The organism is Micromonospora sp. C28ISP2-4 (assembly GCF_030519385.1).
In the GTDB taxonomy this organism is placed as follows: Bacteria; Actinomycetota; Actinomycetes; order Mycobacteriales; family Micromonosporaceae; genus Micromonospora; species Micromonospora tulbaghiae.
The window spans coordinates 187,426-202,218 of the sequence record NZ_JAUMKG010000001.1; the positions used below are offsets into that span (position 1 = coordinate 187,426).

Annotated in this window: 9 protein-coding genes; 5 read left to right on the forward strand and 4 right to left on the reverse strand. The window is 75.5% G+C overall.

The window, feature by feature from the left end:
- Nucleotides 1-185: 185 nt before the first annotated feature.
- The 3 genes from Q3W68_RS00875 to Q3W68_RS00885 all read left to right on the forward strand — a co-directional run bounded on the left by Q3W68_RS00875 (nucleotide 186) and on the right by Q3W68_RS00885 (nucleotide 6,331).
- Nucleotides 186-4,934: a DEAD/DEAH box helicase gene (locus Q3W68_RS00875; protein WP_302904922.1), complete on the forward strand. Its 4,749-nt coding sequence runs from the start codon at nucleotides 186-188 to the stop codon at nucleotides 4,932-4,934.
- Nucleotides 4,935-4,973: 39 nt separating this feature from the next.
- Complete coding sequence (locus Q3W68_RS00880) at nucleotides 4,974-5,477, forward strand: GNAT family N-acetyltransferase (RefSeq protein ID WP_302903646.1); 504 nt, start codon at nucleotides 4,974-4,976, stop codon at nucleotides 5,475-5,477.
- Nucleotides 5,478-5,569: 92 nt separating this feature from the next.
- The gene (locus Q3W68_RS00885; RefSeq protein ID WP_302904923.1) at nucleotides 5,570-6,331 is read left to right on the forward strand and encodes an S-adenosyl-l-methionine hydroxide adenosyltransferase family protein; all 762 of its coding nucleotides are present in this window, start codon (nucleotides 5,570-5,572) and stop codon (nucleotides 6,329-6,331) included.
- Nucleotides 6,332-6,469: 138 nt separating this feature from the next.
- Here Q3W68_RS00885 and Q3W68_RS00890 read toward each other — a convergent pair whose 3' ends face one another.
- On the reverse strand, nucleotides 6,470-7,720 hold the full coding sequence (locus Q3W68_RS00890) for a hypothetical protein (RefSeq protein WP_302903647.1): 1,251 nt from the start codon (nucleotides 7,718-7,720) through the stop codon (nucleotides 6,470-6,472).
- A 108-nt stretch (nucleotides 7,721-7,828) separates the two neighbouring features.
- On the opposite strand from Q3W68_RS00890, the gene Q3W68_RS00895 reads away from it, so the two are divergent.
- Both Q3W68_RS00895 and Q3W68_RS00900 read left to right on the forward strand, forming a co-directional pair.
- Nucleotides 7,829-8,650 carry a DNA-formamidopyrimidine glycosylase family protein gene (locus Q3W68_RS00895; RefSeq protein ID WP_302903648.1) on the forward strand — a complete coding sequence of 274 codons (822 nt, stop codon included), beginning with the start codon at nucleotides 7,829-7,831 and terminating at the stop codon, nucleotides 8,648-8,650.
- 130 nt (nucleotides 8,651-8,780) lie between these two features.
- A complete protein-coding gene (locus Q3W68_RS00900) occupies nucleotides 8,781-12,425 on the forward strand; it encodes a fibronectin type III domain-containing protein (RefSeq protein ID WP_302903649.1) in 3,645 nt (1,214 codons plus the stop codon).
- Between the two features lie 154 nt (nucleotides 12,426-12,579).
- On the opposite strand, the gene Q3W68_RS00905 is transcribed toward Q3W68_RS00900, so the two are convergent.
- From Q3W68_RS00905 to Q3W68_RS00915, 3 genes are all read right to left on the reverse strand, one after another.
- Nucleotides 12,580-13,341: a hypothetical protein gene (locus Q3W68_RS00905; RefSeq protein WP_302903650.1), complete on the reverse strand. Its 762-nt coding sequence runs from the start codon at nucleotides 13,339-13,341 to the stop codon at nucleotides 12,580-12,582.
- A 16-nt stretch (nucleotides 13,342-13,357) separates the two neighbouring features.
- A complete protein-coding gene (locus Q3W68_RS00910; protein ID WP_013284702.1) occupies nucleotides 13,358-14,209 on the reverse strand; it encodes a PspA/IM30 family protein in 852 nt (283 codons plus the stop codon).
- 127 nt (nucleotides 14,210-14,336) lie between these two features.
- Nucleotides 14,337-14,777: a helix-turn-helix domain-containing protein gene (locus Q3W68_RS00915; protein WP_302903651.1), complete on the reverse strand. Its 441-nt coding sequence runs from the start codon at nucleotides 14,775-14,777 to the stop codon at nucleotides 14,337-14,339.
- Nucleotides 14,778-14,793: the final 16 nt, after the last annotated feature.

Here is a 14,793-nt window from a genome sequence, read left to right on the forward strand (position 1 = left end):
CAAGCAGTTAAGTAAGACTTAACGGAATAATCGCCCATTCCATTCGAGGACTGCCGCAGGCGGTACGGAACGGCTCCGGCGGCGGGCCGGATGTCACACCGGCGCGGCAGGATGGGACCGTGGCGGACGAGGTGACCCCATCGGGCGAGGTGACCCGGTCGGGCGAGGTGACCCGGTCGGGCGAGGTGACCCGGTCGGGCGAGGTGACCCGCTCGGGCGGTGTGCTGGCGGAGTTCGGCGCGGCGACCCGGGAGTGGTTCACCGCGGCGTTCGCCGCGCCCACTCCGGCCCAGGAGGGCGCCTGGCGCTCGGTGGCAGCCGCACGCAACGCCCTCGTCGTCGCGCCGACCGGCTCCGGCAAGACGCTCGCGGCGTTCCTCTGGTCGCTCGACCGGCTCGCCAAGGAGCCGCCGCCGGCCGATCCCCGGCGCCGCTGCCGGGTGCTCTACGTCAGCCCGCTCAAGGCGCTCGCCGTCGACGTGGAACGCAACCTGCGCGCCCCGCTCACCGGCATCCGCCAGGCCGCCTCCCGGCTCGGCCTGGTCCCGCCCGACATCACCGTCGGCATGCGGACCGGCGACACCCCGGCCGACGAGCGCCGGGCCTTCGCCCGCACCCCGCCGGACATCCTCATCACCACGCCCGAGTCGCTGTTCCTTCTGCTCACCTCCGCCGCCCGCGACTCGCTGCGCGGCGTCGACACGGTGATCGTCGACGAGGTGCACGCGGTCGCCGGCACCAAGCGCGGCGCCCACCTGGCGCTGTCCCTGGAACGGCTCGACGCGCTGCTGGAGCGTCCCGCCCAACGGATCGGGTTGTCCGCCACCGTCCGGCCGATCGACGTGTGCGCCCGCTTCCTGGGCGGCGCACGCCCGGTCGACGTGGTGCAGCCGCCGGCGAACAAGACCATCGAGGTCAGCGTCCAGGTCCCGGTGGAGGACATGACCCGCCTCGACGAGCAGGAGCCGCCGGAGGACGACCTGGGCGGCCTCTCACCCCGCCGCCCGTCGATCTGGCCGGCGGTCGAGGAACGCGTGTTCGCGCTGATCCGCGCGCACCGGTCCACGATCGTGTTCACCAACTCCCGGCGCAGCGCCGAACGCCTCTGCGCCCGCCTCAACGAGCTGGCCGCCGAGGAGCTGGAGGCGGCGTCCGCCCCGGAGGGCAGCCGCGTGGCCCGGGGCGGGGAGCCGGTGCGCGTATCCGATCTGCTGCCCGGCGCCGACGGCCCGCCGGCCGGCGACGGGGCCGGGCTCGACGACGGCGGCGGGCCCGGCGCGGTGTCCGGCGGCGAGCCGGGCGACGGGGGCCGGGTACGGCGGGGGGCGGCAGCGTTCGGCGGCCCGGTCGGACCGCCGCGGCAGCCGGCCGAGGTGATGGCGCAGTCCGGCGCGGCGGCCGGGGCGCCGGCGGTGATCGCGCGGGCGCACCACGGCAGCGTCTCGCGGGAGGAGCGCAAGCAGATCGAGGAGGCGCTCAAGTCCGGCCGGCTGCCCGCCGTGGTCGCCACGTCCAGCCTGGAGCTGGGCATCGACATGGGCGCCGTCGACCTGGTGGTGCAGATCGAGGCGCCGCCGAGCGTGGCGGCCGGGCTGCAACGGGTCGGGCGGGCCGGGCACCAGGTCGGCGCGGTCTCGCGCGGCGTCGTCTTCCCGAAGCACCGGGGCGACCTGCTCTCCTGCACCGTGGTGGCCGAGCGGATGGGCGCCGGGGCGATCGAGGAGCTGCACTATCCGCGCAACCCGCTCGACGTGCTGGCTCAGCAGATCGTCGCGATGGTGGCGCTGGAGCCGTGGCGGCTCGGCGACCTGGCGGTGCTGGTCCGCCGGGCGGCGCCGTTCGCGGAGCTGCCCGACTCGGCGCTGCACGCGGTGCTCGACATGCTCTCCGGGCGCTACCCGTCGACCGCGTTCGCCGAGCTGCGTCCCCGGCTGGTCTGGGACCGCGCCACCGACGTGCTGACCGGCCGGCCCGGCGCCCAGCGGCTCGCCGTGACCAGCGGCGGCACCATCCCCGACCGGGGCCTGTTCGGCGTGTTCCTGGCCGGCGCCGAGCGGGCCGCGCGGGTCGGTGAGCTGGACGAGGAGATGGTCTACGAGTCGCGGGTCGGTGACGTGTTCCTGCTCGGCTCGTCGTCCTGGCGCATCGAGGAGATCACCCCCGACCGGGTGCTCGTCTCCCCCGCGCCCGGGCAGGCCGCCCGGATGCCGTTCTGGAAGGGCGACCAGCTGGGCCGCCCGGTCGAGCTGGGCCGGGCGATCGGCGCCCGGGTCCGGGCGCTGCTGCGGCAGTCCGACGCCGACGCGGTCGCGGCGCTGCGGGCCGGCGGGCTCGACGACTGGGCCGCCGGCAACCTGATGAACTACCTGCGCGAGCAGAAGGCGGCCACCCGGTCGCTGCCGGACGACCGGACGGTGGTGGTCGAACGGTTCCGCGACGAGCTGGGCGACTGGCGGCTCGCCGTGCACTCGGTGCTCGGCGCCCGGGTCAACGGGCCGTGGGCGCTGGCGATCGGTCGCCGGCTGGCCGAGCGGTACGGTGTGGACGCCCAAGTCATGCCCTCCGACGACGGCATCGTGGTGCGCCTGCCGGACACCGCCGAAACCCCGCCCGGCGCCGACGTGGTCGTCTTCGAGCCGGACGAGATCGCCCAGCTCGTCGAGGAGTCGGTGGGCACGTCGGCCCTGTTCGCGTCCCGGTTCCGCGAGTGCGCGGCGCGGTCTCTGCTGCTGCCGCGCCGTGATCCGCGGCGGCGGCAGCCGCTGTGGCAGCAGCGCCAACGCGCCGCGCAGCTTCTCGACGTGGCCCGCGAGTACGCCGACTTCCCGGTCACGCTGGAGGCCGCCCGCGAGTGCCTCCAGGACGTCTTCGACCAGCCCGCCCTCGGCGAGCTGATGCGCGACCTGGCCGCCCGCAAGGTACGCCTGGTCGAGGTGGAGTCCGGGCGCCCGTCGCCGTTCGCGAGGTCGCTGCTGTTCGGGTACGTCGGCGCGTTCCTCTACGAGGGCGACGCCCCCCTGGCCGAGCGGCGGGCCGCCGCGCTGGCGCTCGACTCCGGGCTGCTCGGTGAGCTGCTCGGCCGGGTCGACCTGCGGGAACTGCTCGACCCGGAGGTGCTCGCCGAGACCGCACGCCAACTGCGCTGGCTCACCGACCAGCGGCGGCCACGCGACCCGGAGGACGTGGTCGAACTGCTGCGCGTGGTCGGTGACCTGAGCAGCGCCGAGCTGGCCGAGCGGGGCGTGCCGGAGTCCTGGACCGACGAGCTGGCGGCGGCGCGGCGGGTGCTGCGGGTCCGCATCGCCGGCGAGGACCGCTGGGTGGTCGTCGAGGACGCCGCCCGGCTGCGCGACGCGCTCGGGGTGGCGCTGCCCGTCGGGGTCGCCGAGGCCTACCTCGCGCCGGTGGCCGATCCGCTCGCCGACCTGGTCGCCCGCTACGCCCGCACGCACGGCCCGTTCGCGGCGGCCACCTGCGCGGCCCGGTTCGGGCTCGGCGTCTTCGTGGTGGAGCAGGCGCTGCGCCGGCTCGCCGGGAACGGCCGGGTGGTGTCCGGCGAGTTCGCCCCGGACAGCGTGGGCACCCAGTGGTGCGACGCGGAGGTGCTCCGCCTGCTGCGCCGCCGCTCCCTGGCGGCCCTGCGCCGCGAGATCGAACCGGTGCCGCCGCGCGCGCTCGCCGCGTTCCTGCCCCGCTGGCAGCAGGTCGGCTCGTCGGCAAGGGGCGTCGAGGCGGTCGCCGCCGCCGTCGAGCAGTTGCAGGGCGTGAGTGTGCCGGCGTCCGCGCTGGAACGCCTGGTGCTGCCCGCCCGGGTCGCCGACTACTCCCCCGCCCAGCTCGACGAGCTGTGCGCCGGTGGCGAGGTGGTGTGGGCCGGCGCGGGCGCGATCTCCGGCGGCGACGGGTGGGTGACGCTCGCGTACGCCGACGTCGCGCCGCTGCTGCTCCCACCGCCGGACGAGGCGCTGACGCTGACCCCGCTGCACGAGTCGGTGCTCGACGCACTCGCCGACGGGCAGGCGCTGTTCTTCCGCTCGCTGTCCGACCGGGTCGGCGCCACCGACGACGCCGCCCTGTCCGGCGCGGTGTGGGATCTGGTCTGGGCCGGTCACCTCACCAACGACACGCTCGCACCGCTGCGGGCCGCCCTCGGCGCGGGTGGGGCGCACCGGTCCCGGCCGTCGGCGCCGCGCACCCGCTACCGCCGGCCGGGCCGGGTGGCGCTGCCCAGCCGGGGCGGCCCGCCCACCATGGCCGGTCGCTGGTCGCGGCTGCCCGAACGCGACACCGACCCCACCCGCCGGGCCGCCGCCCTGGCCGATCTGCTGCTGGAACGGCACGGCGTGGTGACCCGTGGCGCGGTCGTCGCCGAGCAGGTCACCGGCGGCTTCGCCGGTGTCTATCCGGTGCTGTCCGCGATGGAGGAACGCGGGGCGGCGCGGCGCGGCTACTTCGTCGAGGGGCTCGGCGCGGCGCAGTTCGCGGTGCCCGGCGCGGTGGACCGGATCCGGGCGCTCGCCGACGACACCCAGGGCCGGGGCGGGCCGACTGTCGTGCTCGCGGCCACCGATCCGGCGAACCCGTACGGCGCGGCGCTGCCGTGGCCGGAACGCGTGGTCGACTCCGGCGACGGCGCGGCGCCGGCCACCGGCCACCGGGCCGGGCGCAAGGCGGGCGCGCTGGTCGTGCTCGTCGGCGGTGACCTGGTGCTCTACGTCGAGCGGGGCGGCCGGACGATCCTGTCGTTCACCGACGACACCGACACGCTCGGCGCGGCCGGTAAGGCGCTCGCCGACGCGGTGCACTCCGGTGCGCTCGGCGCCATCTCGGTGGAACGCGCCGACGGCGAGGCCGTGAACGCGTCCCCGCTGCGCGACGCGCTGACCGCCGCCGGTTTCCGCGCCACCCCGCGTGGCCTGCGCCTGCGCGGCTGACCACCCGGGGTCCCGGGTGCGGGAACGTAGGGTGTGCAGGTGGCCTCGATCCGGGTACGCCAGGCGCGCGACGAGGACCGCGCCGCGCTGACGGCGTTGCACGAGCGGGAGTGGGGCGGGCCGATCGTGGTGGTCCACGACACCCGCTACGACCTGCGTGACCTGCCCGCGCTGGTCGCCGTCGACGGCGGAGGCGTGTTCGCCGGGGCGCTGGTGTACCGGGTCGACGCCGACGGGCTGGAAGTGGTGAGCCTGGCCGCGTCGGCACCCGGCAACGGCGCGGGCAGCGTCCTGCTGGCCGCCGCCGAGGAGGTGGCCGCCGCTGCCGGGGCGGACCGGATCTGGCTGGTCACCACCAACGACAACCTGGGTGCGCTGCGCTTCTACCAGCGCCGGGGGCTGCGGATCGTCGCTGTGGACTCGGGCGCCGTGGACCGGGCGCGGGCGGTCAAGCCGACGATCCCGCACGTCGGCGCGGACGGGATCCCGCTGCACGACGAACTGCGCCTGGCCCGGCACCTGACCCCGGCGGACCACCGGTGAGCGGCCCGGACGAACGCCGTCCCGCCGCCGCGGGCCAGGGGCACACGACACCGGACGGGACGCGGCCGACCGGCGGTCCGAGCTGTGTCTCGCTGACCACCGACTACGGGCTGGCCGACGGGTTCGTGGCGGCCTGCCACGGGGTGCTGGCCCGGCTCGCCCCGGCCGTCCGGGTGATCGACGTGACGCACCTGATCCCACCCGCCGACGTACGCCGGGGCGCGGCGGTACTCGCGCAGACGGTGCCGTACCTGCCGTGGGGCGTGCACGTGGCGGTGGTCGACCCGGGTGTCGGCACCGCGCGGCGCGGGATCGCGCTCGCCGCGCCCGGCGGGCTGCTCGTGGGGCCGGACAACGGGCTGCTGATCCCGGCCGCGGAGGCGCTCGGCGGGGTGACCGCCGCGGTGGAGCTGACCAATCCGGACTGGCTCGGCCCGGCCGTGTCCCGCACGTTCCACGGGCGGGACGTGTTCGCGCCGGTGGCCGCCCGGCTGGCGCTCGGCGCGCCGCCGGCCGAGGCGGGACCGGCCGTGGACCCGGGCGCGCTGGTCCGGCTGCCGGAACCGGTGGTACGCGCAGAGCCCGGCTGCCTCAGCGCCGAGGTGCTGACCGTGGACCACTTCGGCAACGTCCAGCTCGCCGCGCCGGGCGCGCTGCTCGACGGCCTGCCGTCCCGGGTACTGGTGAACGGCCACGAGGCGGTGCACGGCCGCACGTTCGGCGACGCCGAACCCGGCACCCTGGTGGTCTACGTCGACTCCGCCGGCCTGGTGGCCGTGGCGGTGAACACCGGCCGAGCCGCCGACACCCTGAACGCCACCCCAGGCGCACTCATCAAAATCACCCACCCCTGACCCACCCCGCCCCGCCCTCCCCCGCGATCTTGCAGTTGGTGCCCCGGCACAAGGGACAAATGCCCCGGCGAGAGGGCCGAAACTGCAAGATCGCGGAAGAGAGGTGGGGGGAGGGAGGGAGGGAGGAGGGAGGGCGGGTCAGCAGCGGGGGGCTGTGCCGCCGTAGATCGAGGACAGGTACGCGTGGCTGACGTAGTTGCCGCCGACCAGGCGGTACCACCTCGTCGTCGTGCGGTACGTGCCGGCGATCCGCTGTCCGGTCACGTAGCACTGCACCGGCACGTGGGCGTACGTGGCAGCGAGGCCCCGGCTCGCGTACGAGGTGCTCGCCCCGGCGCGCAGGTTCAGCGGTCCGGAGCCGACCACGGCCCGCGCCCCGCCGGCGGTCCACAGCAGCGTCACGTCCACCCACGCGTTGTCGGTGAGCCGCAGCCCGTCCCAGAACGTCCCGTCGGCCAGGTCCAGCCCGGCCGGGTTACGCACGGTACGGCCGAACTGGTCCCGCCCGCCGTTGTAGTTGTCCTGGTAGGCAGCCTGCGCCTCCGGCCTCCCGCGCGGCAGGTCCTTCCAGTTCTCCCGGACCGATGCCGGGTTCCACCAGTCGTCCCGGGTGTTCCACGGGCCGACGTCCCAGACCGGGGCGTACTCGCACCGGCTGCCGCTCGTGGTGCACACCTTGACGGTGTAGTCGCCGGTGCCGCGCGGGGACAGGCCGCGCCGGGTGGGCAGCGCCGCGAAGTGGTCCCGCGTCCGCACTGTGTGCCCGTTGGCGGTGGTGCCGCCGACCAGGCCGATGCGGGTCGCGTACACCCGGTACTTGAGCGCGGCGGCCGGCTGGACCGCCGTGGTGGCGACCCGGTCCGCGGCGAGGGCCAGGCCGGTGACAGTGGCCACCGACGCGCTGTCGCTTGCGGTCAGCACGACGCGTGCCTGGACCCGGCTGACCGGTGCGTCGAAGACCGCCTCGGTGGCGTCGCGCCACTCGGTCCAGCCGCGGGCACGCCAGCCGCGCACCTGGGCCACCGCCGTACCCCCGCCGCCGGTGCGGGCGGTGAGCTGTGCGCGTACCCGGGTCGCGGGTCGGTCGAGAGCGCGCGGCGCGGAGAGCAGGATGCCCTCGGCGACCGGTCCGGCGACGGCGGCCGGGCGGGTGCGGGCGGTGGGCCGTGGGTCGGCCAGCCGCAGGCGGCCGGACCGCCAGGCGACGTTGACGTCGTCGCCGCCGGCCACGGCGAGTTCGACGGACCAGCGTTCGGGCCCGGGCGCGGTGGCGCGGGACGGTTGGGTGGTGGGCGGGGGCGCGGCCGACGCGGGCGTACCGGGCAGTCCGGCGGCCACTGTGAGCAGGACGGTCAGGGCGACGACGGTACGACGTCGTAGATGTGCCATCAGCATTCTCCTCAGAACCCCCTGATCGTTGCGTTTCCGCAGATCAAGTGGAACCTCAGTACAAATGGCGACACATGCGAATTCCATTCGGTGGGGGACAATGGCGGGGTGCCCGAAGGCGACACCGTCTGGAACACCGCGCGCGTCCTGCAACGCGCTCTGGCCGGGGCCCGGCTCACCGGGTCCGACTTCCGCGTGCCACAACTCGCCGCCACCGACCTGACCGGCTGGACCGTGCGCGAGTCGGTCAGCCGCGGCAAGCATCTGCTGTTGCGTCTGACCGGCACCGACGACAAGCCCTGGACGCTGCACTCGCACCTGCGGATGGACGGCGCCTGGCGGGCGTACGCCCCGGGCGAACGCTGGACCGCCCGGCCGGCACACCTGATCCGGGTGGTGCTGCGCTCCCCCGCCGCGGTCGCCGTCGGCTACCACCTGCACGAGCTGTCGCTGGTGCCGACCGCCGACGAGGAGTCACTCGTCGGCCACCTCGGCCCGGACCTGCTCGGCCCGGACTGGGACGCGGAGGAGGCGGTCCGCCGGCTCGCCGCCGACCCGGACCGCACCATCGGCGAGGCGCTGCTCGACCAGCGCAACCTGGCCGGGGTCGGCAACCTCTACAAGTGCGAGGTGCTGTTCCTGCGCGGCGTGTCGCCGTGGACGCCGGTCGGCGCGGTGGCGGACCTGCCCGGCACTGTCGCGCTGGCCCAGCGGCTGCTGGCGGCCAACCGGGGCCGCTGGACGCAGAGTACCACCGGGGTGCTGCACCGGGGCGGCACCAGCTACGTGTACGGCCGCCGGGCTCAGCCGTGCCGCCGCTGCGGGACCGCCATCCGCAAGGAGGAACTGGGCGAACGGGTCACCTACTGGTGCCCGGTCTGCCAGCCCGGCGTGGAACTTCCACGAAACGCCCAAGATCGGCCGAGATAGGGACGATTGGGTACTTCCGCCTCACCCCTGCGACGTCGCATGCTGCGGTGGACCGCTCACGGATCGTCAGCAGCGCGTACGCCCGCCACGCCGGGGTGTCGGCCGGCGCGCCCCGACCCCGGGGAGAGCCATGGTGCTGTTCCGCCGCAGCCGGCCCGGACGCCCGGACCGCGCCGCCGTCGTCGCCGTCACCGCCGAGGAAACCGCGCCGGCCGGTTCCGTCGCGCCCGCCGTTCCGGCCGCTCGCAACGGCGACGAGGAACCCGGCGGCGGCCCGGCGCCGGCCAGCCTGGACCCGGCCGCCGTCCCGCGCCTGTTCGGCCCGGTGCCGAACACCGCCGCCAGTCCGCTGCCCACGCTCGACCCGGACGGCCGCCCGGTCCCCGGCACCGGCATCCGCAAGTTCGTCGACCCGCTGCCGCTACCAGGGCAGCCGGCCACTGCCGGGCTCGGCGCCCGCCTGCCCGTCGCCGTTCCCGACACCATCACCTGGCCGGGCTGCGACTACTACGAGATCGGCCTCCAGGAGTACGCGCAACGCCTGCACCGCGACCTGCCGGCCACCCGGCTGCGCGGCTACCGCCAGCTCAACCTGGGCACCGACGCCTCCGGGCACAACACGGTCAGCCCGCCCGGCCGCCCCTGGCACCTCGGCCCGATGATCGTGGCCCGCCGGGGCCGCCCGGTGCGGATCAAGTTCATCAACCAGCTCCCCACCGGACGCGCCGGCGAGCTGTTCCTACCCGTGGACGAGACCGTCGACGGCGCCGGGGCCGGGCCGCTCGACGGTCCCGCGCCGTACCCGCAGAACCGCGCCGTGCCGCACCTGTCCGGCGCGCAGACCGGGTGGATCAGCGCCGGCAACCCGTGGCAGTGGGTGACCCCGGCCGGTGAGATCACGCCGTACCCGGCCGGTGTGGGTCTGACGCCGGTACCGGACATGCCGCCGCCCGGCGCGGGCGCCACCACGCTGTACTTCCCGAACGAGCAGAGCGGGCGGCTCATGTGGCTGCACGACAACACGCTCGGCCTGTCCCGGCTCACCGTCTACTCCGGCCAGATCGCGCTCTACCTGCTCACCGACCCGGCCGAGGAACGACTCGTCGACGACGGCGTGCTGCCCGCCGACCAGTTCCCGCTGGTGATCGAGGACAAGACGTTCGTCCCGGACGACGCGCAGCTCGCCGCCCAGGACCCCACCTGGGACCGCGACCGCTGGGGCGCCAAGGGCAGCCTCTGGCACCCGCACGTCTACCAGCCGAGGCAGAACCCGTACCGGCTCACCGGCACCAACCCGACCGGCCGCTGGGACTACGGGCCGTGGACCCACGACCCGGACGGCGGCGCCAGCCCGTGGGTCGCCCCGGTGCCGAACCCGCACCACGACCCCGACACCGACCCGGACGAGCCGCCGCTCGTACCGGGCGTGCCGCACCCGTCGGCGGTGCCCGACGCGTACGGCGACACACCGCTGGTGAACGGCGTGGCCTACCCGTACCTGGAGGTGGCGCCGCGGGCGTACCGGTTCCGGATCCTCAACGCCTGCACCGACCGGGCGCTCAACCTCCAGCTCTACCGGGCCGCCTCGGACGGGCCGATGTGGGCGGAGGACGGCGGGCCGGCCGACCCGGACGCCGGTGAGGTGCCCATGGTCGAGGCGGTACGCGCGCCGGGCCGGCCCGCGTACTGGCCGGCGGACGGGCGCGACGGCGGCGTGCCCGACCCGGCCGCCGCCGGACCCGAGATGATCCAGATCGGCAACGAGGGCGGCCTGCTCCCCGCCCCCGTGGTGCTGCCCAACCGGCCGGTCGACTACCGGTACGACAGGCAGGACCCGACGGTGCTCAACGTGGACGGGCACGCGCTGCTGCTCGCCCCCGGCGAACGGGCCGACGTGGTGGTGGACTTCTCCACGGTGCCGCCGGGCAGCACACTCATCCTCTACAACGACTGCCCCGCGCCGCTGCCCCGGTTCGACAGCCGCTACGACCACCACACCGGCGCGCCGGACCGTACCGCCGCCGGGGGCCTGCCGCCGACCCGCCCCGGGTACGGCCCGAACACCCGCACGCTGCTCCAGATCCGGGTCACCGGCACCCCGGCCGAGCCGTACGACACACGTCGGCTCGCCGAGCGGCTGCCGGGGGCGTACGCCCGCAGCCAGCCGCCGCCGATCGTGCCGCAACCCGCGTACGACGCCGCGATCGGCACCTCCACCCCACGCCCGACGCTCGTTCCCGCGCGGGCCACCTCGGTCACGTTCACCCCGGCCGGCGCGACCGCCCCGGTCACGTTGCCGCTGGCGGTGAAGTCGGTCGGGCAGGTGTTCGAGGCCCGGCACGGCCGCGCGGTAGGACGGCTCGGCGTCGGCCACCCGGTCGCCGGGCCACTCGCCCCGGCCACCCTGCCGCTGGGACCGGCCGACCCGGCCACCGAGGTGCTGCACGCCACCGACCCCGCCGTGGCGGTCGGCGCGCCCGGCGACGGCACGCAGCTCTGGCGGATCGTCGGCGACGCCCCGCGTACCCACCCGGTCCACATCGAGGGCTGCGACGTGCAGCTGGTCAACCGGGTCGGCTGGGACGGCACGGTCCGCCCGCCGGACCCGGGCGAGCTGGGCTGGAAGGACACCGTCCGGGTCAACCCCCGGGAGGACGTCGTGGTGGCGCTGCGTCCCGTCCCACCCGCCCTGCCGTTCAAGATCGGCGACAGCGTACGGCTGCTCGACCCGACCCGCCCGGCCGGCGCACGGCTGGACACCGGCCCGGTCAGCCCGGTCGACGGCCGCCCCGCTGTCGTGGTCAACCAGCTGGTCAACCTGGGCTGGGAGTACCGCTGGCAGACCCGCTCGGCCGGACTGCGCGACCAGGGGATGAGCCGCCCGCTGGTCCTGCGCGTGGCACCCAAGGCGCCGACCGGGCTCACCGCCGCCCCGGCGCCCGGCAGCGCCACCGCGCTACCCGCCATCGCGCTGACCTGGACCGGCAACGGCAGCCGGCCCGTACCGACCAGCCACCGGCTGCAGCGCGCCACCGACAGCACCTTCACCGCCGGGCTGACCGAGATCACGGTGGCCGCCACCGCCACCCGCTACACCGACGCGACAGTCACCCCCGGCGTCACCTACCACTACCGGATCCGGGCCGAGAATGCGGTGAGCTGCTCGTCCTGGTCCAACGCCGTACCGGCCGCGGTGCACCTGGCCGGGCCGGCCCGGCTGACCGCGGTGCTGCCGCCGACCGCGCCGCTGCGGGTGGCGCTGCGCTGGGCCAACCACTCCTTCGCCACCGGAGTGGACGTGCAGCGGGCCACCAACCCGACGTTCACCAGCGGCCCGGGCACCACTGCCATCGCGGTGGGCGAGTCCCACGTGGACCCGGCGGTCGCGCCGGACACCACGTACTACTACCGGGTACGCACGACGTACCTGGGCGCCGCCTCCCCCTGGTCGACTGTGGCCACCGTGACCACCCCCGCCCGGCCGGTCGCGCCGACCGGGGTGAGCGTCACCGCGAGCGTGTCCGGGCCGGACACCGCGACCGTGACGGTGAGCTGGTCGGCGCCGACTCCGGCCGGGCCGGGCGCCGGGTTCATCGTGCAGCGCGCCACCGACGTCGCCTTCACCCGGGAACCGGCGACGTTCCACGTGACCGGCCGCGGCTTCACGAACACGGGCCTGGCCCGAGGCGTGACGTACCACTACCGGGTGAGAGCCACAAACGTCGTAGGCACCTCCCCCTGGACCCCTCCCGCCCCAACAACCACCCCCACCTAACCCTCCCCCGCCCCCTCAGGGTCGGTCGTCCTCGGCCGGCTTCCCCGTTCAGGTCGGCGATCAAGGGGTTTGTGTCCGGAATCGGGCCTGGGGAGGACACGAACTCCTTGATCAACCGGGGAACGCAGGCGGGCGGGCGAGTCAGCGGGGACTCTCAGGGGGCGCGCAGCGGGGTGCGGAGTTCGGCCAGGGCGGAGGCTACGCCGTGCAGCAGGTCGGTGGCCTCGGTCAGCCGTGTGGCGGCCTGGTGTTCGGTGTTCGGCCGCGCGTCCTCGGCCACGTAGCCGGCGGCGGCCACCACCAGCCGCTCGTACGCGGCCACCCCGTCCTCCAACTGGGCCACCAGCGTGGCGTGCACCTCGTTCAGCGGGCTCTGCGGGGTCAGCTTCGCCGCGCGTTCCACGCCCGCCACCCGGGTCGCCAGCTCGCGCAGGGACCGGTCGGCCTCGGCCGCCTCCCGGACCGCCGGCTCGGCCAGCCCGGTGAGCCGCCCGGCCAGCCCGGCCAGGGTGAGCGCGGCCCGGTCCAGCCGGGCCCACGGCTCGGCCGCGGCGGTGCCGCGCAGCGCGAGGCGGGAGCGGACCCGGCGTACCTCGGCCACGACGCCCGGCCCGACGGGCAGCCGCTCGACGGCGGCGACCAGGCGGGCGCGGGAGCGGGCGGCGGCCTCGGCCGGGTCCAGGGCGGGCGGCGGCGGGACGGCGGCCAGCGCGCGGTGATCGACCCAGCGCCAGGCGGCCACCGCGATCGCGCTGCCCGCGGCGCCGGCCCAGGCCGCGTCCGCCAGACCGAGTCCGGCGTACGGGGTCAGCACCGCGGCGGCGCCGCCGAGCCCTCCGGCCAGCACGCTCCACCGCCGCGCCGAGTTGCGCAGCCTGCGCAGCCGCCGGAAGTGCCGGGCCCGTTCGTCCGCCATCGTGTCCGCCCCTCCGTCAGCCGGTAGTGGTCTCCCCGGTGCCGCGTTCCCGGCTCATGCTGGCTCGGATCTCGTCGAGCCGGGCGGCGGCGGCCGGGTCGGCCGGCTGCCCCACGGCGGGGGTCTCGGAGCGGCTGCCGAGCTGCTCGCCGGCCATGCTCGACCGGATCTGCTCCAGTCTCGCCGATCCGGCCGAGTCGAGCGTGGCCTTCTGAATCTCCAGCATCCGGCCCTCGACCGAGTTGCCGGCCAGTTCGGCCCGGCCCATCGCGGTGGCGTAGCGCCGTTCGATCCGGTCGCGCACCTCGTCCAGCGAGGGGGTGTTGGCGGGCGCGGTGAGCGACGACATCGACTCCAGCGAGCGGGCCACGCTCTCCTGCATCTTGGCCTGCTCCAGCTGGCTGAGCAGCTTGGTGCGCTCGGCCAGCTTCTGCTGGAGGATCATCGAGTTGTTCTCGACCGCCTTGCGGGCCTGTGCGGCCGCGCCGAGCGCCTGGTCGTGCAGCGTCTTGAGGTCTTCCAGCGCCTGCTCCGCGGAGACCAGTTGGGTCGCCAGCATCTGGGCCGTCTGCTCGTAGCGCCCGGCCTCGGCCTCGTCACCCCGGCCCCGGGCCTGGTCGGCCACCGCCAGGGCCTGCCGCGCGTTGCCCTGGAGCTGTTCCACCTCGGTCATCTGCCGGGACAGCTTCATCTCCAGCTGACGCTGGTTGCCGATCACCGCTGCCGCCTGCTGCACCAGCGCCTGGTGCTGGCGCTGCGCCTCCTCGACGGCCTGCTGGATCTGCACCTTCGGATCGGCGTGCTCGTCGATCTTCGCGCCGAAGAGCGCCATCAGGTACTTCCAACCCTTGACGAACGGGTTCGCCATCTCCGCCTCGTCCCCTCAGTAGCGTCGCGCCTACATCGTCCCAGCCGGACGCCACTCCGGCACCCGTACGCTCCTGATCAACAGTACGACGCGAACGCCAGCACTGCCCACGACGCGGCGGTCGGGGTCAGGCGGCGCAGACCACATCCCGCTCGGCGGGGCGTACGCGGGTGCTGCGCAGCGTGGCCTTGAGCGGCGAGTCCTGCCGGACCTGGACGGCGACCCCGCCGTCGGAGGTGACCTGCCGGACACCGCGGTTGGTGGCCTTGCGCACGGCGGCCGGCGCCACCGGGGCCGGGTCGTCGGCCACCGGCACCAGCACGCCGGGCATCTGCTCGGCCAGGGCGACTGTGTCGCTCACCTCGCGCAGCAGCTCGGACAGGCGGGCGCCGAGCGCGTCGCAGATTGCGGCCAGCAGCTCGCTGGACGGTTCCTTCTGGCCGCGTTCGATCTCGGAGAGGTAGCCGAGGCTGACGTTCGCGGCGGAGGAGACCTCGCGGAGGGTGCGGTGCTGCCCCTGCCTGCGTGCCCGCAGCGCGTCACCGATCACCCGGCGTAGCAGGACCATCGCACCTCCCCCTGAA